17 protein-coding genes are annotated in these 24,985 nt (G+C 67.4%); all 17 read left to right on the top strand.

Annotated elements, in window-relative coordinates; translation table 11 throughout:
- A complete protein-coding gene (locus tag A176_RS05490; protein WP_002638898.1) occupies positions 1-996 on the top strand; it encodes a prepilin peptidase in 996 nt (331 codons plus the stop codon).
- Positions 993-2,114 carry a sensor histidine kinase gene (locus tag A176_RS05495; RefSeq protein ID WP_002638899.1) on the top strand — a complete coding sequence of 374 codons (1,122 nt, stop codon included), beginning with the start codon at positions 993-995 and terminating at the stop codon, positions 2,112-2,114. The genes A176_RS05490 and A176_RS05495 overlap by 4 nt, the downstream gene beginning before the upstream one ends.
- 72 nt (positions 2,115-2,186) lie before the next feature.
- Positions 2,187-3,605, top strand: a complete 1,419-nt coding sequence (locus tag A176_RS05500; protein WP_002638900.1) for a sigma-54-dependent transcriptional regulator — start codon at positions 2,187-2,189, stop codon at positions 3,603-3,605.
- Positions 3,606-3,808: 203 nt separating this feature from the next.
- The gene (pilM, locus tag A176_RS05505; RefSeq protein ID WP_002638901.1) at positions 3,809-4,891 is read left to right on the top strand and encodes a type IV pilus assembly protein PilM; all 1,083 of its coding nucleotides are present in this window, start codon (positions 3,809-3,811) and stop codon (positions 4,889-4,891) included.
- Positions 4,892-4,918: 27 nt separating this feature from the next.
- Positions 4,919-5,596: a PilN domain-containing protein gene (locus tag A176_RS05510; RefSeq protein ID WP_002638902.1), complete on the top strand. Its 678-nt coding sequence runs from the start codon at positions 4,919-4,921 to the stop codon at positions 5,594-5,596.
- Between the two features lie 15 nt (positions 5,597-5,611).
- Positions 5,612-6,226, top strand: a complete 615-nt coding sequence (locus tag A176_RS05515; protein WP_002638903.1) for a type IV pilus inner membrane component PilO — start codon at positions 5,612-5,614, stop codon at positions 6,224-6,226.
- Positions 6,227-6,269: 43 nt separating this feature from the next.
- A complete protein-coding gene (locus A176_RS05520; RefSeq protein ID WP_002638904.1) occupies positions 6,270-6,836 on the top strand; it encodes a pilus assembly protein PilP in 567 nt (188 codons plus the stop codon).
- Positions 6,837-6,893: 57 nt separating this feature from the next.
- Entirely contained in the window at positions 6,894-9,608 is a 2,715-nt protein-coding gene (locus A176_RS05525; RefSeq protein ID WP_044889626.1) for a type IV pilus secretin PilQ, read from the top strand.
- 37 nt (positions 9,609-9,645) lie between these two features.
- Positions 9,646-10,299, top strand: coding sequence for a hypothetical protein (locus A176_RS05530; protein ID WP_021781097.1), 654 nt, complete (start codon positions 9,646-9,648; stop codon positions 10,297-10,299).
- 58 nt (positions 10,300-10,357) lie between these two features.
- Positions 10,358-10,720 carry a roadblock/LC7 domain-containing protein gene (locus A176_RS05535; RefSeq protein WP_002638907.1) on the top strand — a complete coding sequence of 121 codons (363 nt, stop codon included), beginning with the start codon at positions 10,358-10,360 and terminating at the stop codon, positions 10,718-10,720.
- A 135-nt stretch (positions 10,721-10,855) separates the two neighbouring features.
- On the top strand, positions 10,856-11,434 hold the full coding sequence (gene efp / locus A176_RS05540; RefSeq protein ID WP_002638908.1) for an elongation factor P: 579 nt from the start codon (positions 10,856-10,858) through the stop codon (positions 11,432-11,434).
- Positions 11,435-11,476: 42 nt separating this feature from the next.
- A complete protein-coding gene (accB, locus tag A176_RS05545) occupies positions 11,477-12,079 on the top strand; it encodes an acetyl-CoA carboxylase biotin carboxyl carrier protein (protein ID WP_002638909.1) in 603 nt (200 codons plus the stop codon).
- A 73-nt stretch (positions 12,080-12,152) separates the two neighbouring features.
- Positions 12,153-13,538, top strand: a complete 1,386-nt coding sequence (gene accC / locus A176_RS05550; protein ID WP_002638910.1) for an acetyl-CoA carboxylase biotin carboxylase subunit — start codon at positions 12,153-12,155, stop codon at positions 13,536-13,538.
- A 189-nt stretch (positions 13,539-13,727) separates the two neighbouring features.
- On the top strand, positions 13,728-16,970 hold the full coding sequence (gene sgmX / locus A176_RS05555) for a type IV pili formation protein SgmX (RefSeq protein ID WP_002638911.1): 3,243 nt from the start codon (positions 13,728-13,730) through the stop codon (positions 16,968-16,970).
- 27 nt (positions 16,971-16,997) lie between these two features.
- Positions 16,998-17,942: an ExeA family protein gene (locus A176_RS05560; RefSeq protein WP_002638912.1), complete on the top strand. Its 945-nt coding sequence runs from the start codon at positions 16,998-17,000 to the stop codon at positions 17,940-17,942.
- 5 nt (positions 17,943-17,947) lie between these two features.
- On the top strand, positions 17,948-21,880 hold the full coding sequence (locus A176_RS05565; protein ID WP_044889625.1) for a translocation/assembly module TamB domain-containing protein: 3,933 nt from the start codon (positions 17,948-17,950) through the stop codon (positions 21,878-21,880).
- A gap of 14 nt (positions 21,881-21,894) precedes the next feature.
- A complete protein-coding gene (locus tag A176_RS05570) occupies positions 21,895-24,978 on the top strand; it encodes a POTRA domain-containing protein (RefSeq protein WP_044889670.1) in 3,084 nt (1,027 codons plus the stop codon).
- The last annotated feature ends 7 nt before the right edge of the window (positions 24,979-24,985 follow it).

Raw genomic sequence — 24,985 nt, forward strand, 5'->3', positions numbered from 1 at the left:
GTGGAAGGCTTCTTCGCTGCCTGGCTGTTCGTCACAGGCTTGGTGGTGGGTAGTTTCCTCAACGTCGTCATCGCTCGCGTCCCTGAGGGACTGAGCATCGTTCGTCCCCGCTCGCGTTGCCCGAAGTGTGGGCACGTCATTGCCTGGTACGAGAACATCCCCGTCGTGTCGTGGTTGGCGCTCCGTGCCCGGTGTAGCGGTTGCGGTACGCCCATCTCCGCGCGCTACCCGATGGTGGAAGTTCTCACTGGGTTGCTCTACTTCGCGTGCCTGCGCCGCTTCGGGTGGACCTACGAGCTGGTTCCCGCGCTGGTGCTCGTCACCTTGTTGGTGCCGCTCACCTTCATCGACCTGGACCACTGGATTCTGCCCTTCTCGCTGACGCTGCCGGGCATCGCCGCGGGCGTGTTGCTCGCGATACCTCGCGGGGGAGATGCGTTGCTGGCCGCGGTGATTGGCGCGGCGGGAGGCTTCCTGGCGTTTCGGCTGATGGAGTACGTGGGCTGGAAGGTCTTCAAGAAAGAGGCGCTCGGAGCAGGGGACAAGTACCTCGTCGCGATGCTCGGGGCGTTTCTCTCCTGGCATGCGCTGCTCGGCATCCTCTTTCTCGCCTCGCTCCAAGGCGCGGTCGTTGGCAGCCTGATGCTGGCGCTGACGGGGCGTGCTGGCCCTGCGAGTGATGCGCCCGGCGATTCGGAGACGCCGGAACCCACGGATGTCGCGGTGGATCCCGAGCCCACGATGACCTGGGACTTCACCAGGTCGGGGCTCCCGCTGTGGAAGCGGCTGCTGCTCTTCCCGGTGTGTTTGTTGTTTCAGCCCATCCCCGACGCGCCTCTGGATGAGGAGGGCGAGGAAGAAGAGTGGGTGCCGGGGCCCACCAACATTCCCTTCGGTCCCTGGCTTGCCCTGGCCGGCCTGGAGGTCATGCTGCTCGGTCCCTGGTTGGGGTCGGTGCTGCCGTCCAACATGGCATTGTTGTTGGGCGCTGGGTGAAGTGGCGCATCGCCAGCGTGGCGTTCTTGTTGGGCTCGCTATCGACGGGGCTCACCTGGCTGTCGGTTCAGCCCGTGCTCATCCAGCTTCTGGACGTGGTTCGTCGGCTCGCGCCCGCGGCAAGCCCTGAAGCGGAGACCCTCGCGAAGGTGCGGGCGTTGCTGCCCCTGGCGCTCGGGTTGGACCTGGTGGCGCTCACGGTGCTGGCCTACGTCGTCTTGGACTTCACGGTGGGACGACCGTTGCGCCGTACCGAGGCCGTGGTGGAGCAGTTCGGCCGGCTGGAGTTGGACGCCCAGTTGGTGCCCACGGAAGGGGGGCCGCTGTTGACCCGCATGCAGAGCGCGTTGCGCCGCATGGCGGAGGCGCTTCGCGCGGAGCAGGGGCTCACCCGCTCTCAGATGGCGTCCCTTCGTGAGGCCAACGCTCGGCTGGCTCGCGTCCAAACGGAACTGGTGGCTTCAGAGCGGCTGGCCATGGTCGGCAGGTTGGCGGCGGGTGTGGCGCATGAGGTGGGCAATCCCCTGTCTGGCATCCTCGGATACCTGTCGCTGGCTCGGGGCAAGGCGACCACGCCCGAGCTCAAGGACTACCTGGACCGCACCGAGTTCGAGGTACAGCGAATCGACCGTATCATCAGGGGGCTCCTGGACCTGGGCCGTCCCACTACGCCCGCGCTGGAGCCTGTGGAGGTGGGGGCGGTGGTGGAGACGTGCGTCCGGCTGGTGCGGGCCTCGCCAGAGTTGGCCCATGTGACGGTGACCGTGGAGCTCGAGCCTGGGGTGGTGGCGCGGGCAGACGCGGGGCCACTGTCTCAAATCGTCATCAACCTGTTGCTCAACGCCGCCCAGGCCATGGAGGGCAAGGGGCAGGTGCGTGTGTCCGTCCTGACTGTGGAGGGCGAGGTCCAGGTCCAGGTCCACGACGCGGGGCCTGGCATTCCCTCCGATATCATGCCGCGCTTGTTCGAGCCGTTCTTCACCACGAAAGGGCGGGATGGAACGGGGCTGGGGCTGGCGGTGTCCCAGCGCCTGGCCCAGGTCATTGGGGGGCGACTGACAGCGGAGAACCCTCCTACGGGCGGTGCTCGATTTACCGTCCACCTGCCGTCCACATGAGACGAGGGACACTTTAGGTGGTCGGGAGCTATCCGCTTCGCCTCCGCTGGGGGAAGATGCCCCCCAACGGTCATGCCCCTGTTCCGTACGATTCTCGTCGCCGACGACGAGCCCTCCATTCGCCACATCCTCACGCTGGTGCTCACCGACCGCGGCTATGACGTGCGCGCGGTGTCGGACGGGGACGAGGCACTGCGGGAGCTGGCCGCACGGGACTATGACGTCCTTCTCTGCGACGTCCGCATGCCGAAGAAGCAGGGCCTTGTCGTCTTGCGCGAGGCGCTGGCAGCGCATCCAGGGCTCACCGTGGTCGTGATGAGCGCCTACGGTTCACAAGAGCAGGCCCTGGAGGCTGTCGCCGGTGGCGCCTTCGATTACGTCCAGAAGCCCTTCAAACCGGACGAAATCGTCTTCGTGCTCCGCAAGGCGGAGGAGCGCGAGCGACTTCTCCGGGAGAACCGCAGGCTGAAGGAGGCCAGCCTTCCTTCCGCGCCGGAAGGCCACATCCTGGGGTCCAGTCCCTCGCTTCAGGCCGTGCTCCGGCAGGTGTCACGCCTGGCCCCGGTGGACACCACCGTGCTCATCAGCGGTGAGAGTGGCACCGGCAAGGAGCTCATCGCACGCGAACTCCATTCGCGCAGCCCTCGGGCCGCGATGCCCTTCGTGGCCGTCAATTGCGGCGCTTTCCCCTCGGGCCTCATCGAGAGCGAACTGTTCGGCCACGCCAAGGGCGCATTCACGGATGCGCGCACCGCCAAGCGGGGGCTCTTCGCGGAAGCGGACGGGGGCACGCTCTTCCTGGACGAAGTGGGGGAGTTGCCGCTCGCGGCCCAGGTGAAGCTGCTGCGCGTGCTTCAAGAGGGGGAGATTCGGCCGGTGGGAGAGAACCGGGTCGAGAAGGTGGACGTGCGCGTGGTCGCGGCCACCTTGCGGGATCTTGGGCGATTGGTGGAGAAGGGTGAGTTCCGGGAGGACCTCTACTATCGCCTCAATGTGGTGAATTTGCGGGTGCCCCCCTTGCGTGAGCGGAGTGATGACGTCCCCCTCCTTGCCCGCACCTTCATCAGCCGCTTCAACCGGCAACTCAACCGCGACCCGCCGATTCAGGGGCTCGCTCCGGAAGCGGAGTCACTCCTGACTGCCTACGCGTGGCCTGGCAACGTGCGGGAGCTTGAGAACGCGATGGAGCGGGCGGTGCTGCTGGCGGATGGCCCGCAGATTCTCCCGTCCAACCTGCCCGATCGGCTGTGGGCCGCGCGCCCACCCGGACCCGTGGGAGGGCCGGCTCGAGTGGCGCTACAGGATGGTGGGGACCTGTCGCTCAAGCGGGCCATCCGGGAGATGGAGGAGTCCTACATCCGGGCGGCCCTGCGAAAGACGAAGGGGAACCGCACCCGGGCGGCGGAGTTGCTGGACATCAGCCACAGGGCGCTCCTCTACAAGATCAAGGAGTTCGGCATCGACCCGGACGCCGAGGCGGAGCAGGGCTGAGGGAAACGGTGGTGTGTTCCCGCCGGATTTGACGGAACGCGCCGGAGGCCGGAAAATCGGGCCTCAGCGGCGGTGTTGAGGGGCCCGGCGCGGTGTTGGTGGTGCGAGGCTCCCGTCCGTCAGGAGGGCAGGCGGGCTCCAGGCACTTTTTAGGAGGGGTTGACGGCCAGTGCTACGCTGGCTGCCTCTCGACGGAGTCACGCATGGCGAAGGGCAAACTGGTACTCGGCCTGGATATCGGATCGACGTCCATCAAGATGATTCTCCTCAAGGAGCAGCGCAAGCGAGGCGAGGTCGGCTTCGCGCTGCACAGCTTCGGAATGAAGCCGCTCCCTCCGGAGGCCATCGTTGATGGGGCGCTGATGAATTCCACGGCCATCGTCCAGGCCGTGCAGGACCTGATGTCCGAGCTGAAGGTGAAGGGCAAGGACGTCGCCATCGGCGTGTCCGGCCACTCGGTCATCATCAAGAAGATTCAGATGCCCCGCATGTCCCAGGACGAGCTCGAGGAGAGCATCCAGTGGGAGGCGGAGCAGTACATCCCGTTCGATGTGAAGGACGTGAACATCGACACGCAGATTCTCGACGGCGGCGGCAACGATGCCACCGGCCAGATGGACGTGCTGCTGGTCGCCGCCAAGAAGGACATGATCAACGACTACACCACGGTGGTCTCCGAGGCGGGGCTTGCACCGGTGGTCGTGGACGTGGACGCCTTCGCCGTCCAGAACATGTTCTCCGTCAACTACGACGTGCCCGAGCGCGAGACGGTGGTCCTCATCAACGCCGGCGCCTCGGTGGTGAACATCAACATCATCTCCAACGGCGCGACGGTGTTCACCCGTGACGTCACCATCGGTGGCAACCAGTTCACCGAGGAGATTCAGAAGCAGCTCAACGTCTCCTACGAGGAGGCCGAGGCCCTGAAGATTGGTGGCAACGGCTCGGACGCGGATGCCGTGGTGCCGCAGGACGTGGAGCGGGTGCTCTCCAGCGTGGCCGAGCAGGTGGCGGGCGAAATCCAGCGCTCCCTCGACTTCTACGCGGGCACCGCCGCTGACTCGAACTTCAGCAAGGTCTACCTGTCGGGTGGCACCGCGAAGATTCCCGCGCTGTTCAAGACCATCGAGGCCCGCACGGGCGTGCCGGTGGAGATTCTCAACCCCTTCCGCAAGATCGAAGTGGACAACCGCAAGTTCGACCCCGCGTTCATCATGGACGTGGCGCCCATGGCCGCGGTGGCCGTGGGACTGGCGCTGCGGCGCCCGGGCGACAAGCTGGCCTGATCCGTCCACCCTCTGGAGACGACGCACATGATGATTCGCATCAACCTGCTGCCCGTCCGGGCGGTGAAGAAGCGGGAAATGGGCCGGCAGGTGCTGGTCCTCTTCGCGATGGTCCTGCTGGGCGCCGGCGTGGGCAATTACTTCTGGTATGCCGACCGGGACGGCGAGCTGAAGGCTCAGCAACGCGCCGTGGCCACGACCCGCACGAAGATCGCCGAGCTGGAGAAGATCATCGGCGAGGTCACGAACATCAACACCCGCAAGGCCGAGGTGGAGAAGAAGCTGGCCGTGTTGGACTCCTTGCGCAAAGGGCGCAACGGCCCGGTGCGCATGCTGGACGCGCTCGCTTCCGCCACGCCCAAGAAGGTCTGGGTGAGGACCTTCACCGAAGCCAACAACGCGGTGTCCATTGATGGCTCGGCGGTGAGCCACGACGAGGTCGCGGAGTTCATGCGCGGGCTCAACGGGGTGGTGTGGACCCCCAAGGGCATGGGACGTCTGGTGGATCAGCGCCGAGAGACTCAGACGTCGCGCGTGGAGTTGCTGACCACGGACGCGACCATCGAGGAGTTCCCGGCCACCCAGGTGACGCCCTTCTTCACGAGCATTGACCTGACCAGCGCGACGCAGAAGGTGGACGCGCAAGCGGCCTCGGTCCCGTTGGTCGAGTTCAAGATCACCCTGTCCGCCAACTACTCCATCTGAAGAAGGCCCAACGCCATGGACAAATATCTGGATCAGTTCGTCAAGGCGCCTCCGGCCACGAAGTTCGGAGGACTGGCCTTCGTGGTGGTGCTGCTGACGGTCGGCAACTACTTCATGCTCATTCAACCGGCGGAGGACGGCATCAAGCAGCAGATGTCCCTGCGTCGGAAGCTGGACCTGGAGCTCGCGGAGAAGAGCGAGATCGCCCAGAACCTCAATGAGCGGCGCCGCGAGATGGACGTGCTCGAGCAGAAGCTCGCAGAGGCTCTGACCGAGCTTCCCGAGAAGCGAGACATCGAGGAGCTGCTCGCGCAGATCAACGACATCGGGAAGAAGACTGGACTGGAAATCTCCAGCGTGACGCCTGGCAAGGAGTCCGTCAGCGGTGGGGAGTTCTTCGCGCGCATCCCCATCAAGATGACGGTGAGCGGCAACTATCACGAGATCGCCATCTTCCTGCAGGAGATGGCGAGCATGCGCCGCATCGTCAACGTCAACAACATCAAGCTGGATGGAGCCGCACTCAAGAACGAGAAGCTCGTTCTCAAGAGCAGCTTCCAGGCGACGACGTTCCGGTTCGTCGAGCAGAAGAGTGCTGCGGGCTCGAAGACGGCGAACTCGAAGAAATAGAAACTTGATCCGCCCAAGAAGTAGGGCGACAAGGGGATTGAGGATGAAGACGTTCAAGGCCACCATGACCACTGCCGTGCTTGCGCTGGCGATGACGGCTTGCGGCGACACGCCCATGCCGCCTCCCGTTGCCGCGAAGCCGGCGGCGGCAGCCGCGAAGCCGGCGGCTCCGAAAGAGGCCGCTCCAGCAGAAGCTCCGCAGGTGCCTGCGTACGTTTACCTGTATAACCCGGTGGGTAAACGGGATCCGTTCCGCAGCCCGTTGGAAGAGTTGGGGCCCGTGACGTCGAACCAGGTGGCCGCGTGCAACGAGCCGTTGTGCGCGTTCGACCTGGGCCAGTTGAAGCTGGTGGCTGTCGTCACGGGAGATGCCAACCCCATGGCGATGGTCGAGGACCCGGCGGGCCGGGGGCACATTGTTCGCCGGAACACCCGAATGGGGCGTCAGGGCGGCAAGGTGACGCAGATCCTTCGTGATTCCGTCACGGTGACCGAGGTGTTTTCGGGCAATGGCGAAATCATCAAGAACCCGGTGATGCTGCAACTGAAGCCCGATGCAAAGCAGGACCCCGCCTACAACATGATGACGGGCAAGAACTACGGGGAGTAGCGCCCTCTGAGGCGCTCCCGCGGGCGGTGGCCCGCTTCCAACTTGTTGAGGGGACGCATGCTCGAGGAGAGCGCTGTGACGAGGGGCAAGTGGATGTTGGCGGCCGCGTGGGCGGTCGCTTTGATGGGTGCCAGAGTGGAAGCCGCCGAGCTGAACACGCTGCGGGGACTGAATGTCTCCCGCACAGGTTCAGGCGCTCAGGTGGTGGTGACCGGAACCCGGCCACCCACTTTTACCGTGTTTCGTCTGAGCGGACCGGAGCGACTGGTGGTCGACCTCTCGTCGGCCGACGCGACGGGGATCAAAGGGCACCACGACGGTTCCGGACCCGTTTCGGGGGTCGTGGCGTCGCAGTTCTCCGACGAACGCGCAAGCGTGGGTCGAGTGCTGCTGGCGCTGGACAAGGCCTCCCAATACGATGTCCGCGCGGATGGAAACCGCGTGGTCATCTCCGTCGATGGGGTCGCGGCGCAAGCGGCTCCCTCGGTGACCGCGTCAACGACGCGGGACGCCGTTGGCGGCGCGAGCGCGGTACCTCCGACGGCCCAGGCGGTTGCCTCTGCGGCGCCGGTACGGGAAGCGCCGAAGAAGGCCGAGCCCGAGGCGGCCCCGAAGGCGGCACTCCCTGAGAACGTGGTCGCCGCGGAAGCGGACGAGCGCGAAGTCGCGAATCCTGCCCAGCGAATCACGGGCATGTCGTTCGCTGGGGACACGCTGCGCATTCGGGCCGATGGCGATATCGCGCGCTATGAGGTGTTGGAACTCGCGGATCCCCCGCGCCTCGCCGTGGATTTGTTTGGGGTCGGCCTGGCGGCGCGTGCGCCTCGGGTGAACTCCGGAGCCCTGCGAGAAATTCGCGTGGGTGCGCATTCCGACAAGGTCCGGTTGGTCCTCGACGTTCGTGGTCAGATGCCCGCGTATCGTGTGGATCGCTCCCGCGATGGCTTGGAAGTGGTCCTGGCCGGCGCGGTCGCGCGCAAGGCGCCTCCCGCCGCTGAGCCCAAGGCCACCGTGGCGGTTGTCGCCGAGAACGAGCCGCTGCGTCCCGCGCAAGTCAAGGAGGACCCTGCCTCCACCGTCGAGGTGAAGGACATCCGGTTCGAAGAGAGCGAGGACGGCGGGCGCCTGGTGATGAAGCTCACGGGCGCGGCCTCATGGAAGGTCGACCGGCCGGATCCACGGAGCGCGGTCCTCACGTTGGACGATGTGCGTCTGCCCAAGAACCTGGAGCGGAGCCTCGACACCAGCGCCTTGGAAACGCCGGTGAAGATGATCAGCGCCTTTAGCGTGCCGGGCGAGGGGCGCAAGGTGCGCCTGGTGGTGGCCGCGGATGGCGCCATCGAGGAGAAGCTGTCTCAGAAGGCCGGCACGTTGTCCTGGCATCTCGCGGTGAAGGGCGTGAAGACGGAGTCGGTGGCTGTCGCGGCTCGTACGGCGGGATTCACCACCGAGGCCCCCGCCTATGCCGCGGAAGGTGCTCCGCAGCAGGCCCGGTACCGTGGCAAGCGGGTGTCCTTCGAGTTCAAGGACATCGATATCCAGAACCTGCTTCGCGTCATCGCGGAGATCTCCAAGAAGAACATCGTGGTCGCGGATGATGTCGGCGGCAAGGTGACCATCCGGCTGCGCAATGTTCCCTGGGACCAAGCCCTGGACCTGGTGCTTCGCACGAAGGCGTTGGGCAAGGAGGAGTTCGGCAACATCATCCGGATTGCTCCTCTGAAGACGCTTGAGGAAGAGGCTCGGCTGCGCCAGGAGCGGAAGAAGTCGCTCCAGCAGCAGGAAGACCTGATGGTCAACCTCGTGCCGGTGAACTACGCCGTCGCAGCCGAAATGGCAGCACGGGTGAAGGACGTGCTGAGCGAGCGTGGGTCGGTGACGGTGGACCAGCGCACCAACGTCCTCATCATCAAGGATGTTCGCTCCAACACGGAGCGAGCGCGCTCGTTGGTGCGGAGCCTGGATACCCAGACGCCGCAGGTGTTGATCGAGAGCCGTATCGTCGAGGCGAATACGACGTTCAGCCGCTCTCTGGGCGTTCAGTGGGGTGGGCAGGCTCGGGCGGGCCCGTCCACGGGTAATGCGACGGGTTTGATCTTCCCCAACAACTTCGCGGTCACGGGTGGTGTGCCGGGCCCCGGCGTTGGTGTCTCGGGTACTCCTAACTTCGCTGTGAACCTGCCGGTCGGCGTTGGGCAAGGTATCGGTGGTGCCATGGGGTTCACGTTCGGGTCCGCAGGCGGAGCGCTTCAGCTCAATCTGCGACTGTCGGCTGCGGAGAACGAGGGCACGGTCAAGACCATTTCCGCGCCGAAGGTGACGACGCTGGACAACAACACGGCACGCATCAGCCAGGGCGTTTCCATTCCCTTCAGCCAGACGTCGGCTCAAGGCGTGAACACCACCTTCGTTGAAGCGCGTCTGTCCCTCGAGGTGACGCCGCACATCACGCAGGATGGCAGCGTCTTGATGTCCATCAACGCCGCCAACAACCAGCCGGATCCCTCCAGCACGGGCGCCAACGGGCAGCCTTCCATTCAGCGCAAGGAGGCCAACACCCAGGTCCTCGTGAAGGATGGGGACACGACGGTGATTGGTGGCATCTACGTTCGCCGGGGAGCCACCCAGACCAACTCGGTGCCGTTCCTGTCGCGGATCCCGGTGCTGGGCTTCCTGTTCAAGAACAACGTCGAAAGCGATGCGCGGCAGGAGCTGCTCATCTTCATTACTCCCCGCATCCTCAACCGGCAGACCATCGCGCAGACGCTGTAGGGGTCTTTCGCATCCTTACGCTGGAGAGCGTTCGCCTATGAAAAACATGTATCTCGCGGTGGCCCTGGGGTTGGCCTTGACAGGGTGTGTCGACAACGTCCCAAGCCTGCAGGTGTCCAACGCGTTCGTCCCAACGGCTCAATGCACCGTGAACGCCTCGGGGCCCGCCAGTCCTGGTGGTTCGCTCGATCTGTCGACTTCGAGCCGATACCTCGTGGGGCTCGCTGTTCGAAACACCTTGACCTCAGAAGAGGTTGTTGCAGGCGGCAACCCAATCACGGGTGGTGATCAGAGCGCCATCTACATCACGGACATCGAGCTGAACTACGAGGTGGTTGGGACTGGGCCCAGCCTGACGAGCGATGTCTACCAGAGCCACATCGTGTTGCCTGGGAACGTGACAACCAACAGCTCGCTCATCGTGGATCTCCTGGGCGGCAACGCTCGTGAGGCACTCCTCAGCTACCTGGGCACTGGGGATTCGGTGACGGTCCTCGTGCGGATGAAGCTGCTTGGCAAGTTCGTCAGCGGTGGCAAGACGGAGTCCAACGAGATCTCCTACCCCATCCAGTTCTTCCGGTCCGGCTTCACCTGTCCGACGGGAACGACCCTGCTGTCCACCGGACCCTGCGGCGGTCCGGGTGGTCAGGACAGTTACGCGCCCTCGTGCACGGATCCTGACGACGCGTAGCCTCACCCCGCCGGGGCCCTTGACCGGGCCCCGGCCGCTTTTCTAAGAGCCTCTGCCCATGTCCTTTCGCACGCACCTCGAGTCGGTGGTCAACCAGGTCGATGGAGCCCTCGCGTGCAGCGTGATGGGCTTTGATGGCATCTCCGTCGACACCTTCCAGAAGGACGAGAGCGCGGAGCTGGACCTCAACGTCGCGTGGGTCGAGTACGCCAACCTCCTCACGCAGCTCCGGAACGCCGCGGAGACCCTCAAGACGGGGACCGTGAGCGAGGTCAGCGTGAACAGTGAGAAGGTGCTGACCATCATGCGGCTGGTGTCGCCCGAGTACTTCCTGGTGCTCGCGATGCACGCCGACGGCAACTACGGCAAGGGCCGTTATGTTCTGCGCGTCACGGCACCCAAGGTGCGCGCCGAACTCTAGCCGCGCCCCCTGACAAGCAGTCATCCAGCCGACGCTTCAGGCGCTGCTTTCCCCTTCCCATCGAAGGGGGCATGGGCTAGACACCCCGGACTTTTCAAGCTTTCGCAGCTGCGAGTCTGTAAGGAGTCGGTCCCCATGGCCGGTGTTATCGATACGTCCGAGTTCCGCAAGGGTCTGAAGATCGAAATCGACGGTGAGCCTTTCGAAATCGCCGATTTCCAGCACGTCAAGCCCGGCAAGGGTTCCGCGTTCGTGCGCACCACGATCCGCAGCCTGATCACCGGTCGCGTGCTGCAGCCCACGCTGAAGTCCGGTGAGAAGGTGGGCAAGCCCGACATCGAGGAGAAGGACATGCAGTACCTGTATGTCCAGGGCGAGGAGTTCTACTTCATGGACACCCGCAACTACGAGCAGACCTTCCTCGGTGAGAAGGTGCTCGGAGAGGCGAAGAACTTCCTGAAGGAGAACATCAACGTCAGTGTCCTCTTCTACAATGGCAAGGCCATTGGCGTGACGCTGCCGAACTCCGTGGACCTCAAGGTCACCCAGTGTGACCCGGGCATCCGCGGCGACACCGTCTCTGGCGCGCTGAAGCCCGCCGTCCTGGAGACCGGCTACTCCGTCAACGTCCCGCTCTTCATCGAAGAGGGCGACGTGCTGAAGATCGACACGCGTGACGGTAAGTACCTCACGCGCGTGGCCACCCGGGGCTAGGTTCGTAGCGGTCGCGACACTGGAGGGAAGGGGACTCGAGTTATGGCAACGAAGCGCAAGACAACCCGAGCGCAGACGCCCGCACGGACGGAGGCCGCTCCGCGCGCCGCCGCCGACACGGGTGGCACGTCGCTGGACGTGGATGCCCTGCGGCAGATCGTGGAGATTCTCGAGTCCTCGGACGTGACGAGGCTGGTCTGGAAGCGCGGTGAAGAGAAGCTCTTCATCCGCCGCGGCCAGGGCCCCGAGACGACCATCGTCCACCATGCCGCGCCGCCGCCTGTCGCCGCCAGCGCCGGGGTGGAGTACGCCGCCCCGGCTCCCGCGCCGCGCGCTGCTGCTCCCGCGCCCGTCGCGGCTCCCGCGGCCCCGGCTCCCGCCGCTGAGAAGCCGGCCGAGAAGCCCGGCCACCCGGTGACCAGCCCCTTCGTGGGGACGTTCTACCGGACCCCGGCGCCGGACCAGCCGGCCTTCGTGGATGTGGGCTCCCTGGTGAAGAAGGGCCAGGTGCTCTGCATCATCGAAGCGATGAAGCTGATGAACGAGATCGAGTCCGAGGTCTCCGGCCGCGTGGCGGAGATCCTCGTGGAGAACGGCCGCCCGGTGGAGTTCGGGCAGGCGCTGTTCCGCATCGAAGTGGCCTGAGAATGAGGCTCGCGCGCCGCCCGTGTTTCGCGGGCGCGCCGCTCCTCAAGACGGCCCTGACGGAGACACCCACGTGTTCAAGAAGGTGCTGATCGCCAACCGCGGGGAGATTGCCCTGCGGGTCATCCGCGCCTGCCGGGAGTTGGGCATCGCCACGGTCGCGGTGCACTCCACGGCGGACGCCAACGCGCTCCATGTCCGCTTCGCAGACGAGGCGGTGTGCATCGGCCCGCCGGCGTCCAAGGAGAGCTACCTCAACGTCCCGCAGTTGCTGTCCGCCGCGGAAATCACCCGCGCGGACGCCATCCACCCGGGCTACGGCTTCCTGTCGGAGAACGCCGAGTTCGCGGAGGTCTGCGAGAACTGCAAGATTCGCTTCATTGGTCCCCGGCCGGAGATGCTCCGGATGATGGGCAACAAGGTGCGCGCCCGTCAGGCCGCGCGCGAGGCCGGGCTCCCGCTCCTGCCCGGCAGCCCCGGCACCGTGAACAACCCGCGCGAGGCGGAGGCCTTCGCCCGCGAGATTGGCTTCCCCGTCATCCTCAAGGCGGCCGCGGGTGGCGGCGGCAAGGGCATGAAGATCGTCCGCGAGCCGGGCGCGCTGGCGCAGGCCTTCGCCACGGCGCAGGCGGAGGCGGTGGCGTCGTTCTCCAACGGCGACCTCTACATCGAGCGCTACGTCGAGAAGCCGCGCCACATCGAAATCCAGATTGTCGCGGACGAGCACGGCAACATCGTGCACCTCAACGAGCGTGAGTGCTCGGTGCAGCGCCGGCACCAGAAGCTCATTGAAGAGAGCCCGTCGCCGGCGCTCACGCCGGAGCTGCGCAAGCGCATGGGCGAGGTGTCCGTCAACGCCATGCGCAAGCTCGCGTACAACAACGTGGGCACCATCGAGTACCTGCTCGACGAGCGCGGCGAGTTCTACTTCATGGAGATGAACACGCGCATCCAGGTGGAGCACCCGGTGACGGAGCTCGTCACGGGCGTGGACCTGGTGAGCGAGCAGATTCGCCTGGCCTACGGAGAACCCCTGCGCATCAAGCAGGAGGACGTCCAGATTCGCGGCCACGCCATCGAGTGCCGGGTGAACGCCGAGGACCCCATCACCTTCGCGCCCTGGCCGGGGAAGATTACCGGCTACAGCGTGCCGGGTGGTTACGGGGTGCGCGTGGACTCGGGGGCCTACGAGAACTACACGGTGCTGCCGTACTACGACAGCCTCCTGTCGAAGCTCATCGTGCACGCGGAGGACCGGGCCACGGCCATCCGCCGCATGCAGCGCGCCCTGGGCGAGTACGTCGTGGAAGGCATCCGCACGAACATCCCCTTCCACCGGGCCGCACTCGCGGAGGAGTCCTTCCAAGAGGGCAACTACGACACCCGGTTCGTGGAGCGGTTGTTGGCGAGCGAGACAGGCTCGCGTCGTTTGAAGAAGGCCGTCGAAGAGACGCCGTAGCGCCCATACACCTGGTGTGGATTCCCGCTTGTCGGGCCGCCACGCGAGCAGGTGATCCGGCCCCGGGGGGAGCCGGGCCGTTTCTTGACCCGCGTCGGAGCTTTCCGTTAGCCTCCGACACTCCCCCTTGCTGAGGATGGAAACCCGCGAAGTTCAAGGGGTTTCGGCCTGCTGGAAGCCCACCGCTCGATGGACAAGAACAAGATCATCGAAGCCGCCGCGAAGCTCGTCGCGAAGGGCGCCTACGACAAAGCCATCAAGGAGTACCAGAAGGTCCTGGAGGTCGACCCGAAGGACATCCGGGTCCTCCAGAAGATGGGGGAGCTGTACCAGAAGAAGAACGACAACCCTCAGGCGGCCCACTTCTTCACCAAGGTCGCGGAGAGCTACTCGTCCGACGGCTTCTTCCTGAAGGCCGTCGCGCTCTACAAGCAGGTCCTCAAGCTCAATCCGAACCTGCTTGAGGTGAACCTCAAGCTGGCGGAGCTTCACCAGCAGCTCGGACTGATGTCCGAGGCGATGGCGTACTTCCAGATCGTCGCCAACCACTACGACAAGGCGGGCGACACCAAGTCGTCGCTCGATACCTTGAAGAAGATGGTGGATCTCGACCCGGAGAACGTGGCGTCGAAGATCAAGCTGGCGGAGCTGTACGCGCGCGAGAACATGACGCGCGAAGCGGCGCAGGAGTTCAAGCGCGCCGCCGAGTACCTCAAGCGCAACAGCCGCGCCGACGACTGGCTCCGCGTGGCGGAGCGCCTGTCCGCGCTCGAACCGGACAACCTGCCGCTCTCGAAGGAGCTGGCGACGTCGTACTTGCAGCGCGGCGACCAGAAGCGCGCGCTGGCGAAGTTGCAGGTCTGCTTCAAGGCGGACGGTCGCGACGTCGAGACGCTCACGCTGCTCGCGCAGGCGTTCCAGGGCCTGGGGCAGACGTCGAAGACGGTCTCCGTCTACAAGGAGCTGGCCAAGATTCATCAGGAGCGCGGCCGGCTCACGGAGTCGGAAGCCGTCTGGACGCAGATTGAAGTGCTGGACCCGCAGGACCCGGATCTGCTCGCGCGTCGCGCGCCCGAGCCGGCTCCCGCTCCCGCCGCGCCTCAGCCCACCGCGGCCCCTCAGCCCGCGCCGCGCCCGGCGGCTCCGCAGCCCGCCGCCGCCGCGCCCGCGCCGGCCCCCGTGGCACCGCCTCCTCCCGCGGGGATGGGGCGCGAGCAGCTCTCCAAGCTGCTCACGGAGACGGACGTCTACGTCAAATACGGGCTCCACGACAAAGCGCTGGAGCACCTGCGCAAGGTGTTCTCCGTCGACCCGGAGAACCTCGACGCCCACGAGAAGGCGTATCAAATCTACGTCGCGTCCGGGAACATGGCGCAGGCGTCCGAGCAGCTCCTGAACGTGCTGCGCCTGTGCACGCGCTCGGCGGAGGTCCAGCGCGCGCAGCCGTACCTGGCCACCATCCTCCAGGAGAATCCCGCCCATCCCGAGGTACCGGCGTTCCTGTCCGTGCTGCGCACGGAGGGGCCCGTGGTCGCCGCGCCGTCGCCGGTGTCGATGGTGGAGTCGGTGGGCGAGGACGCCATCCTGGTGGACTCCAGCGACGACGAGATTCTCGTCGCGCCGCCGCCGGAAGACGCGCTCCTGCACCCGCCCGGTGACGAGCTGGCGCTGGCAACGTTGCCCTCGAGCGACTCGGACGAGGTCATCGAGGAGGACAGCGACTCCACCGTCATCAGCGAGGAGGCGCTCGTCGGCGAGGCCATCACCTCGGGTGAGTTCGAGGTGTACGGCTCCACCGAGCCGGAGGACCTGGCCGCCGCGTCGGTGGACGAGACGCTGGTGACGGATGACTCCGGCCTGGGCTTGTCGGACGAGCCCGGCCTGGGCTTCACCGACGATGAGCCGCTGGTGGCTTCCGGCGACGAGGACCTGGCCGGCGCCACGGCTTACTCGCTCGATGACGAGTCGCTGGTGGACGACGGCACGGCCACGTCCATGGAAGGCCTGTCGCTCGGTGACGAGGACGAGCCGCAGCCCACGCAGATGCACGCGCCCTCGCAGGCGCTGCTCGACGAGGCCTCTCCGGACACGCTTCAGCTCCCCACGTTCGACGACGAGGCGCCGCCTCCGTTGGGCATGGAGGATGTCCCCACGCGCGTGGGCGCCGCGCCGCTGACCGCCGCGGACCTGGACGAGGACCCGTTCGGTGGGCCCGCGCTGGGCGACCCGTTGGAGTTCGAGGAGCCGACCGCCTCGCACGCCATCGTCGTCGACGACGAGCCTGTCGTCGAAGAGCCCGCCGTGGAGGAGGCGGCGGACCTGGTCGCGGACGAGGAGCCCGAGCCGGTTTCGTACGAGGAGCCCGTCGCCTACGAAGAGCCGCTTTCGTACGAGGAGCCTGTCTCCTACGACGAGCCCGCTCCCGAGGCCGAAGCCGCGCCCGTCGCTGAAGCCGAGGCCGAAGCCGAAGCCGAGAGCGCACCCGACGAGGAGGAGCCCGCGGCCGAGGAGTGCGACGAGGCCTCGTTCTTCCTCGACCAGGGCCTGTTCGAGGAGGCGCGCGAAATCCTCGAGACGGTGATGATTGCCTTCCCGGGGCACGCGCGCGCATCCGAGCTGATGGAGCGGCTTGAGGCGGCGGAAGCCGGTGGGGCCGCCGAGGCCGGGCCCTCCGAGCCGGCGCACATCCCGTCCGTGCAGCCTGTCACGGACGCCTTGGACGACGAGCCCGCGGAAGCGACGACGGGCGAGCGCGACGCGTTCGACCTGGCGGCGGAGCTCGCGGGCGAAATCGACAACTTCGGCGACGACGCCGGGGCCACGCCGCTGCCCGCGGAGGAGGACTTCCAGTACTCGGTGGAGGAGGTCTTTTCCGAGTTCAAGAAGAGCCTGGCCAAGGTCGTGAAGCCCGAGGACGTGGACACGCACTACGACCTGGGCATCGCCTACAAGGAGATGGGGCTGCTGGACGACGCGCTCCACGAGTTCGACGTGGCCCGGCAGGGCAGCGTGGGGACGAAGCGCGAGCTCGACTGCATCACCATGATGGGCATGCTCCAGTTGCTGCGCGGTGACGCGGTCGCGGCCGTGGAGGCCTTCCGCGAGGGCCTGGGCAACCCGAATGCGACGGGTGAGGCGGCGAAGGCGTTGGGCTTCGAGCTGGCGGCGGCCTACGAGGCGCAGGGCGACGAGGGCAAGGCGCTCTTCCACTACCAGCGGGTGGCGGCGATGGACGCGAAGTACCGCGACGTGAGCGGGCACGTGTCCCGGCTTGCCGCGACGGTGGCGCCGGTGGAGGATCTGGTCCCGATGCCTTCCACCAACGGGGCCAAGGCCAGCAGCGCGCCCGCACCCGCGGGGGCCGCGGCACCCACCACGACTCCGATTCCAGCGGCTGGCGCGTCCAAGGCGCGCAAGGTCGGCTACCTGTAGTTGCACCCCCCGAGGTCCGGCGAGCCCATGACTACGTACCTGGACTTCTTCGAGCTGACCCAGGAGCCCTTCTCCAACGCTCCGGTCAGCCGCTTCTATTACAACTCCGCCCAGCACTCGCAGGCGCTCACCCGGTTGATGCACGCGGTGAGCTACATGAAGGGCCTGTCCATCCTCGTCGGTGACATCGGCGCGGGAAAGACGACGCTGGCCCGCCGCATGCTCGACTCGCTTCCGGAGTCCGAGTACGAGGCCGCGCTGCTGGTCATCATCCACTCGGGCATCACCGCCAACTGGCTGCTGCGCCGCATCGCGCTCCAACTGGGCGTGGAGAACCCCGCGCAGGAGAAGCTGGCGCTGCTGTCGCAGCTCTACCAGCGGCTGCTCCAAATCTATGAGTCCGGCAAGAAGGCCGTCGTGCTCATCGACGAGGCGCAGATGCTGGAGACGCGCGAGCTGATGGAGGAGTTCCGGGGGCTGCTCAACCTGGAAGTCCCCGAGCGCAAGCTCATCTCCTTCGTCTTCTTCGGCCTGCCGGAGATTGAAAAGAACCTGAAGCTGGACGCGCCGCTCGCGCAGCGCGTGGCCATGCGCTACCGGCTGGAGCCCTTCACCGCCGAGTCCACCGAGGCCTACGTCAAGCACCGCCTCCGGCTCGCGGGTTGCCCGCGGATGCCCTTCAGTCCCGAGGCGCTGCTGGCCGTACACCAGCACTCCTCCGGCTCGCCCCGCGTCATCAACACCCTGTGTGACAACGCGCTCTTCGAGGCGTTCCTGGCGCGCGAGCAGACGGTGTCCGCGGAGCTGGTCCACCGCATCGGGAAGAACCTGGGCCTGCTCGGGGTGAACACGGCCACCGGGCAGGCAGCCGAGCGGCCGAACGCTCCCGCGTCGGCGCTCCCCAGGACGACGAGCAGCAAGGTGGACCTCGCGGAGATCGACCGCTACCTCGAAGGGCTGGGTAAACTGTAGCGGCTTTGTCCTCTCAGAGCCGCCACGGTGCGCGCAGGGCGCTGCTGTTGGTGCTCCTCGTCTTGTCGGGGAGCGTGCTCCTGTTGCGCATGCCGGAGACCTGGGAGCTGGCCTGCACGTTGGGCCGCAGGCACCTGCCGGAAGTGATGGGGTTGGATGTCGGGCTCGGCCGCTGCGAGTTGGATCCGCTCGGCTCCCGCGTGGTGGTGCACGGCTTCTCGCTCTTCCTTCCGGGCACGGATACGCCGCTGGTGGCGGTGGACCGGGCGGAGGTGCAGCTTGGATTCCTGCAGCCCCTGCGCGGCCGGCTGACGCTGGCGAGCGTGAAGGCGTCGCGTCCTCGGGTGGTGCTCGACCTGTCGCGACCGAGCGCGCCGAAGGAGCCAAAGCCGGCCTTCTGTTTCCTGGAGCCGTTGGAGCACCTGCGCGTGGCGAAGCTGGACATCGCCGGCGCAGAGCTGCGGCTCGCGCTGCCAGAGGGGCGGCGCGTGGAGGTGGACGAGCTGAACGTCCATTGGGACGAACAGTGGGGCGTCATCGAGCTCGACGTGGAGGCCCGGCGTGGGCTCGTACGCCTGGGGCCGGATGGGCGGGAGCTGACGCTGGGGCAGCTCGTGGTCGCGGGCGCGCTCGACCCGGATGAAGCCCTGTTGGAGCTGGAGCGCGCGGAGGTGTCACTGGACGACATCACCACCACCGTGTCGGGCCGCGTGGACTCGCTGTGTTCGCCGCGGCTGGCCCTGGACGCGCAGGTGTTCCTCCCGCTGCGCTCGCTCTATCAGGCCCGGTTGATTCCCAGTCCCGCGACGGGACACCTCTGGACGCGTGTCTCCATCGCGGGAAAGGCGGAGTCCCCCGCGGTGTCCCTGGAGCTGTCGGGCAACAGCCTGGGCTATGCGCAGTTCGGGCCGACGAACCTCAGCGCGCGCCTGTCATATTCGGGGGACGAGGTCCTCCTGGAGGACGTCACCATCCCCGTGGGCGCGGGCAAGGTCCACGCGACGGGGCGCCTGGGCCTCACGCCCACCTTCCCGCTGGAGGTGACGCTCGCGACGGAGGACGCGTCGCTGGGCCGCATCCTGGACCGTGCGGGCGTGAAGGGCTCCTGGGTGGACTTCCCGGCGACGCTGGACGCGCACCTGACGGGCAACCTGCTGCCGAAGTTCTCGTTGTCGGGGCCGTTGGACCTGCGCACGGGCCGCTTCGTGCTGGCCACGCACGCATTCGACACGCAGCCCCGAGACGGGCTCACCATCCTGTCCTTCGAGAAGGGACGGGCGCAGGCGCAGGTGAAGATTCAGCCGGACCGCGTGGCCTTCAGCAACGTCTCGGTGGAGACGGGCCACTCGAAGGTGACGGCGGATGTGGCGCTGCTGCTCTCCGGTGGGCTGGGCCTGGACATCCACGGGAAGGGCGACGTGGACCTGGCGGACTTCGGCCACATCGCGGGCCTGCCCTGGGCCGGACGCGGGAGCGCCACGTACACGATTACGGGCCCCGCCGCGGACGTGAAGGTGGAAGCGGGGTTGTCCTTCCGCGACTTCGAGTTCTGGAACCTGTCGCTGGGCGTGCTGCAGGGGAAGCTGGGCTACAAGGACAACGTGCTGACGTTCCCCTCCTTCTCCGGACAGAAGGGGCGCACGCCGTACTACGGCAAGGCCGGGGTGAACTTCGGGCGGCTGCTCAACCTCCGCTTGGAGGTGAATGTCCCGCAGGGCCGCTCCGAGGACCTGGTGGACGTGGTGGCGGGGCTGAGCCCCTCGCTCGCGGTGATGCAGGGCACGTTGGGTGGGACGGTCTCCGGCCGCGTCGAGGTGGACAGCCCCGTGGAGAAGCTGGAGGGGCTGGTGGCCTTCGACCTGAAGGACACCACCTACTACGGGCGGCGCATGGGCGACGGGGAGACCCGGCTGCGCTTCGTGGACGGCAAGGCCATGGTGCTGGAGCGCACCACCCTCACGGGCCCGTTGGGCCGCACGTGGGCGGAGGGCACGTTCACCTTCGCGGGCGGCCTGGACTACCGCTTCGGAGGTGACGGGCTGTCGCTGGCGGAAGCCGTGGACCCGGAGCTCGCCGGACGCATGGGCATCCAGGGGACGATGGTGATGGACGGCGTCGTGTCCGGCACCGCCGACGTGCCCGTGGTGGACATGACGCTGCGCGCGCCGCGCGTCACCTTCGCCGAGCGGAACCTGGGCGCCATGGACCTCACCGGGAAGATGGTGGGGAAGAACTTCGAGGTGTGGGGCCATCCCTTCCGGGACGCGAAGGGCCGCATCCTCATGAAGGTGCAGGAAGGGTGGCCCTACGAAGCCCAGGGCTCCTTCGCCCTGCCGGAGATTCGCCCGCTGCTGCCGGACGCGCCGATGTGGGCGGGCGTCAGCGGTTCGCTCGCGGGCACGGTGACCTCCAAGGGGTTGCTGCTGGAGCTGGCCGGGTCGCAGGTGAACGCCACCGTGGAGCGGCTGGCCCTCTCGCGCGACGACCTGAGAGGGGAGAACGCCGGGCCCATCGTGCTCGCCTACGCGGGGGGCCGCACGGACGTGCAGCCCTTCCGTTTCAAAGGGCAGCATGTGGACCTGACGCTCGGCGGCTGGATGAGCCAGCGCGGATTGGACGTCACGCTGCGCGGTGGGCTGGACGTGCGCCTGCTGGAGTCGCTGATGCCGTCCATGGTGGAGCGGGCCTCCGGGCGCGTCACCGTGGACGCGGGGGCCTCCGGCACGCTGGACAAGCCCTCCGTGATGGGGACCGCCGAGTTGTTCGACATGCGGCTGGCCATGCGCGACTGGCCCGTCCAGGTGCGCAACATGTCCGGGCGCGTGGAGATGACGGGCCAGCGGGTGCTGGTGGAGCACCTGCAGGGGCAAATCAACGAAGGCCGGGTGTCCGCGCGTGGCGACGTGCGGCTGGAGCGCTTCCTGCCGAAGCGACTGGGCCTCACGGTGCAGTTGGACGAGGTGCCCTACCGCTTCACGGAGGACCTGCCCGCGACCTACTCCGGCCTGCTCCAGGTGGTGGGGCCGCCCAAGGGCTTCACCGTCACCGGCGGCATCGACATCGTGAAGATGCGCTACCAGAAGGCGCTGGACGTGGAGTCGCTGCTGAAGACGCTCCAGAAGCGCACCTCGCACCCGGCGGCGTTGAGCTCCGCGTCCGCTTCGGGCGAGCCGCCCAAGCCCTGGGTCCTCTGGGACGTGAACGTGCACTTCGGTGACGTCCGGGTGGACAACAACCTGGCCAAGGCGCGGCTGCTCGGCGACGTGCGGCTGACGGGGACGGACCTGCGGCCGGGGTTGCTCGGCCGGGTGGAGCTGGCGGAGGGCAGCCAGGCGTTCTTCCGCAACAACCCCTTCACCATCAACCAGGGGCAGCTCGAGTTCCAGGACGCGACGCAAATCGACCCCGTCTTCGAGGTCCAGGCCCAGACGCTGGTGCGTGAGTTCGTCGTCCGGTTGCACGCCTTCGGCAAGGTGGCGGACCCCCAGATTCTGCTTTCATCCGAGCCCGCGCTGGTGGAGGGGGACATCATCTCCCTGCTGACCCTCGGGTTCACCTCCTCGGACCAGGACACGGCGGCCTCGGCGGGCGCCGGGCTGGCGGCCGAGGCCCTCTTCAACGTGTCGGGGCTGGACCGGCAACTCCAGCGGTTCCTTCCCAGCAATCCGGTGTTGAGAGATTTGTCCCTTCAGATTTCGACCACCTATAACGACGCCACCCGGCAAGCGGAGCCGACCGCGCAACTGGAGTCGAAGTTCCTGAGCGAGCAGCTTAAAATCGGCATGACGCAACCCGTGAGCGGGCGCGGCACGCGGGCGCGGGCCGAGTACCGTTTCGATGACCGACTCTCCGCGCAGGCCCAGTGGGACAACGAGAACAACGAAGCCTCGTTTGGAAACCTCGGGCTCGAGCTGAAGCTGAGCTGGGAGGTCGAGTAGCCCGCGCCCTGGTGCTGCTGGCGCTGGGGCTCTGCGTCCTCTTCACGCTCCCAGCGCACGCTCGGGGCGACGACGGCAGCGCGTTCGGCGCCGAGGTCGTCGCGGTGGAGCTGCACCTGCCTGGCGGGGCGGACGCGCAGGGCTTGAGCGAACTGGTGGCGGTGCGCAAGGGGCAGACGCTGACGCCGGGCGCGGTGCGACGCTCGGTGGAGCGGCTGTGGGCCACGGGCCGTTTCACGGACGTGGTGGCGCGCACGGAGGCCGTGAAGGGCGGGGTGCGGCTGATGTTCCAGTTGACGCCGGTGGCGCGGCTGGCGCGGCTGCGTTTCGAGAGCAACGGCGTGCTGTCGGACGGAGAGCTCCTGGAGGCCAGTGGCCTGCTCGAAGGCGGGCCGCTGGACGCGGAGGAGCTGGACGGCGCGGTGGCGGCCGTCCTCCAGGCCTACCAGCGCAAGGGCTACGACGCGACGAAAGTCACGGTGACGCAGGAGCCGGTGACGAATGGCATCGCGGTGGTGTTCACCGTCACCGAAGGGCTGCCCACCCGGGTGCGACAGGTGACCTTCTCCGGCAGCCCGGGCTTGCCGCTGCAGCGGTTGCTGGCGGTGCTGGAGCTCCAGCCCGGGCAGGTGTTCGACCGGGCACGGCTCACCGGCTCGCTGGACCACCTGCGCACGTTGATGCGTGAAGAGGGGTACTGGCGCGCGCAGGTGGGGGCGCCCGCGGTGATGGTGGAAGGAAGCTTCGCGTCGGTGGCGGTGCCGTTGGCGGCGGGGCCCAAGTACATGCTGCGCTTCCATGGCAACCGGCACTTCCCCCAGGAGGTGCTGCAGCGCGTGCTGGCGCATGACGTCTCGGAGCCCATGGACGAGGTGGTCGCGGGCCGCCTGGCGCGCCGCGTGGAGGTCTTCTACCGGTACCGGGGCTTCCTCGACGTGCGGGTGCGGCCCCGTGAAGTGCTCCGGCCCGACGGTGAGGCGGCGGCGCTGGTGTTCGACGTGGAGGAGGGGCACGTGACGCGCGTCTCCGACGTGCGCTTCCTCGGCAACGCGGGGCTGCCCGCGGACACATTGCGCGCGTTGCTGTCGGGACGGGTGTTGGCGGGCATGGCGCGGCCAGAGCTGGAGCTGCCGATGCGCGATGACCCGATGGACACGGAGGGGCGCCACGGTGCGGCCCTGCCCGGTGTCGCGCCGCCGCCGCCACCCTCCACGGTGTACGTGGAGGACGCGTGGCAGGAGGCCGTGGACGCCATGAACGAGGTCTACCGCGAGCAGGGCTACCTCTCCGCGGCGGTGTCCTTCCGTGGGTTGACGGTGGACGTGAAGGCGCGCACGGCGGTCGCGGACTTCGACGTGGTGGAAGGCCCTCAAGCGAAGCTGGTGAAGGTGGTGTTCGAGGGTGTGCCGGCGGGCCTGTCCTCGTGGGCCATGGGGCGCCGCGTGAGCGAGGGCGAGCCGCTGAGCTTCGACGCGGTGGAGTCCTCGCGCCAGGTGCTCGAGCAGGAGCTGGGGCGGCAGGGCTACCTCTTCGCGCGCGTCACCACGGAGACGGGCGTGGTCGAGGACGGTACGCAGGCGACCGTCATCTTCCGCGCGGACGCGGGCCCCCAGGTGAAGGTGGGCAAGATTCTGGTGCAGGGGCTGACGCGCACCGACCCGGACCTGGTGCTTGCCAACCTGGCGATGGTGGAGGGCAAGCCCGTCTCATTGGACGAGCTGACGGAAGGGCAGCGCCGGCTGGCCCGGCTTGGCGTGTTCCGCCAGGTGGACGTTGCGCTGGCCGACCCGACCCGGCGCGAGGACACCAAGGACGTGATGGTGTCCGTCCAGGAGCGGCCCCGGTTGGATGGCCAGGTGTCCGGTGGCTACTTCCTGGTGGACGGTCCCCGAATCACCCTGGACACGGCGTATCGCAACCTCGACGGCCTGGGGCTCAGCCTGCTGGCGCGAGGGAAGATCAACTACGCGGGCTGGGGCGCGGAAGCGCTGTCCCGGGACAGGCGCATCGCGTGTCAGCAGGTGGTGCCCGGAGGCGGTCCGGCGCCGGGCTGTGACTTGGAGCTCCAGGGCCTCAACGGCTTTGGCGGCCGGGGCAACCTCGCGCTGGCGCAGCCGCGGCTGTTCTTCCTGTTGCCGTTCCAGGTGGGCGCCCGGTTGGACTTGATTGGCGAGCGCATCCACCGGCCCTCCTACGTGTCCTCGCGGTTCGCCGCGGCGGCGGCCACGGACTGGGCGGTGTCGTCGTGGCTCAACGTGTCGCTGTCGTACGAAGTGGAGAACAACCAGCTTCGCTCGCGTGCGGGCGTGCTGGAGTTGCTCAACCGCGCCGACCAGGAGCGGTTGCGCTATCCGTTCGGCGACTTCGCGCTGCACTCGCTGCGGCCCGCGGCCACGCTCGACTTCCGCGACGACCCGGCCAACCCGCGGCGCGGCGTGGTGTTCGTCTCCAGCGCGGAGTTCACCCGGGGCTTGAGCGTGCGCCCCACGGACGTCGCCGGCAACCGCGTGGACGCGTACCCCATCGACGGCGTGAAGCTGTCCGGCAGCCTGAGCGGATACATCCCCCTGGGGCGCCGGGCGAGTGTGGCGCTGTCCGCGCGCGCGGGCACCATCCTCCCGCTGCAGGACCAGGCGCAGGCCATCGGCTCGAAGCTGTTCTACCTGGGCGGTTCGTCGAGCCTTCGGGGCTTCCGCGAGGACGGCGTGTTGCCCGAGGACGTGCGCGGGGCCTTGGGACAGCGCCTGCGGGACTGCCGGGCGCTGATTTCGCCCGCGGGGTGCTCGGCGGAGCTGAAGGCCGTCCTCGCGGGGCAGGTGCCCACGAGCCAGGGCGGCGAACTCTTCACGCTGGGGAAGGCGGAGCTGCGCCTGCCGGCCTTGTCCTCCGTGGACCTGGGCCTGTTCTTCGAGGCGGGCAACCTGTGGCTGGATCGGACGCAGTTCGACCCGGGCCGGCTGCGCTACGCGGCGGGCGCGGGCCTGCGCTACGTGACGCCCGTGGGCCCGCTGGCCTTCGACGTGGGCTTCAACCTGGACCCGGACGAGTCCATCAACGAGGCCACCACGCAGTTCCACTTCAGCATCGGCACGTTCTGAGGACGGG

Source organism: Myxococcus hansupus (genome assembly GCF_000280925.3).
Classification (GTDB): domain Bacteria; phylum Myxococcota; class Myxococcia; order Myxococcales; family Myxococcaceae; genus Myxococcus; species Myxococcus hansupus.